Source organism: Pseudomonas fluorescens (assembly GCF_902497625.1).
In the GTDB taxonomy this organism is placed as follows: Bacteria; Pseudomonadota; Gammaproteobacteria; order Pseudomonadales; family Pseudomonadaceae; genus Aquipseudomonas; species Aquipseudomonas fluorescens_BQ.
On the sequence record NZ_CABVGX010000104.1, the window covers coordinates 1 to 2,393 of the forward strand.

Consider the following 2,393-nt stretch of genomic DNA (forward strand, 5'->3'; position numbering starts at 1 on the left):
GATCAAAAGAGGCTTGCAGCGTGCCCAGTTCCTGAATCGTCTGACCGAGCAGGGCGGCCAGGCCGATCTGCACGTCCCGGGCCTTCTGTTGCACGGTTGGCAATTGCCGTTGCTGCGCCGCCACCAGGCTTTTCTGTTGCGCCAGTTCCAGGGCCGTGGCCGATCCCGAGTCGTAGCGTGTCTGTACCAGTCGCAACACGCGTTGCGCATTGGCCAGGTTCAGTTCGGCGATACGACTTTGCTCGCGTAATGACAGCGCCTGCGCATAGCTGTTGGCGACGCCGCTGAGCAGGGTCAACTCGACCGTGGCCCGGTCGAACTCACTGGCTTGCCAACTGAAGCCGGCACTGTCGCGAGCGGCGCGCTGGCTGCCCCAGAAGTCGATTTCATAACTGACGCTGAGGCTGGCATCGAACGCATCGACAGCTTTGTCGCTGTCGTCGACATCGAGCTGGCTGTAGCCATTGCCGCGCAGCAGTTTCTGCCGACTGGCATTCGCCACCGCCTTGATTTCCGGCCACTGCGAGCCGCCGGCGATCACCGTGTCGGCCCGGGCCTGACGCACCCGGGCGACAGCGGCGGCGAGGTCGTAACTGCCGATCCGCGCCTGCTCGATCAGTCCGTCGAGTTCGCGGCTGCTAAAGCGCGTCCACCATTGCGCGTTGCGCAGCGTGGCGTCAGCCGTGTGCGACGATTGCCAGGAAGAGGGCGCCACGATACCGCTGTCAGGGCGCTGGGCCGGAGTGGCGCAGGCGCTGAGCAGCAGGCACAAAGTCAACAGGCTGAGAGGCGTTTTCATCTATCGATCATTCACTGGTAAGGGCCGTGACCGGGTCGAGCCGGGCAGCTTTGCGGGCCGGCATGAAGCCGAAGACAACTCCGGTGACCAGCGCGCAGCCAAAGGCACCGAGCACCGCCACCAAGGAAAACGCAACCGCCACTTCGCTTAGAATCAGCACGCCGCCGACGATCAATGCCAAGGCAATTCCGGCGAGCCCGCCGACCACCGAAAGCATCAGCGCCTCTGTCAGAAACTGCCTCAGGATGTCGCGCTGACGGGCGCCGGTGGCCATGCGGATACCGATCTCGCGAGTGCGCTCGCGCACGGTCATCAGCATGATATTCATCACGCCGATCCCGCCCACCAACAACGAAATAGCGGCGATCGAACCGAGCATCAGCGACAGGGTGTTTTGCGTGCGCGCTTCGGCCTGGATCATCGCAGCGTTGTTGGTCAGCTCGAAATCCTTCTTGCCGTTGTGCAGGCGCAGCATTAGTTGCTCGATGGCGTGTTCGGTGTCCTTGACCTTGCGCGCATCGGCGGCGGCGATGACCACGTACTCGGGATTGTGGCTGCCGAACAGGCGCACACTGGCCGCCGAATAGGGGATGGCGATGCGGTTGTCGCTGTCGGAATCGCCGGAGCTGGCGCCCTTTTCCGCAAGTACGCCGACCACCTGAAACGGCACGTTTTCGATCAGGATGTACTGGCCGATCGGGTTGGCGACGTCCTTGAGCAACTTGCTGCGCACCTTGTGGCCAATCACGGCGACGGCCGCCGCAGTGCGCTCGTCGGCCTCGCTGAAATAACTGCCTTCGACCACTGGCCAGTTGAAGATCGCCGGGAAGTTGGTGTCATTGCCGCCGACGTAGCTCAAGTGATCGAGGTTGCCGAAGCGCACCCCGGCGTCAGCGCCGTTGACCGGCATGATGCGCATGACCTGCGGCAGGCTGGCCAGCGCCGCGACATCGTCCAGTGTGACGACTCCGGGTGGAGTGCGCGGATTGGGCGCCGAGCCGCTGAGGTAGATGATGTTGGAGCCGAAGGCACCCATCTGCGCCATGACCTGACGTTTGCTGCCTTCGCCGACCGCCAGCATGACCACCACAGAGGCGACGCCGATGATGATGCCGAGTAGCGTCAGCGCCGTGCGAAACTTGTTGATCCACATCACCCGCCACGCGGCGTGCACGGCGTCCACCAGTTCGCCTTTCCAGGCCCCGGTGGCTTCGGCGCCCTCGCCCAGGCGCTTGCGCAGATCCACCGCTTGCAGAGCGCCGGGGTTGGCACTGGTTTGCACGTCCGGGTTGTCGCGGGCGCTGTCGCTGATGATCAGCCCGTCGCGGATTTCGATGATGCGCTTGGCCCGCGCCGCGACTTCGCGGTCGTGGGTGATGAGGATCACCACGTGGCCCTGACCCGCCAGTTCGTCCAGCAAAGTCATGACCTCGGCGCCGCTGTGGCTATCGAGGGCGCCGGTGGGTTCGTCGGCAAGAATGATGTGCCCGCCGTTCATCAAGGCGCGGGCGATGGACACGCGTTGCTGTTGACCACCCGAGAGTTGATGTGGGCGGTTGCCGGTGCGCGAGGCCAGGCCGAGACGGTCGAGCAG

Annotated in this window: 2 protein-coding genes; both read right to left on the reverse strand. The window is 64.2% G+C overall.

What is annotated here, in order from left to right:
- On the reverse strand, positions 1–799 hold a 799-nt coding region (locus F8N12_RS27355; RefSeq protein ID WP_191623237.1), incomplete at its 3' end, for a TolC family protein.
- Positions 800–806: 7 nt separating this feature from the next.
- A partial coding sequence (locus F8N12_RS27360; RefSeq protein WP_150583126.1) for an ABC transporter permease occupies positions 807–2,393 on the reverse strand: 1,587 nt, incomplete at its 5' end.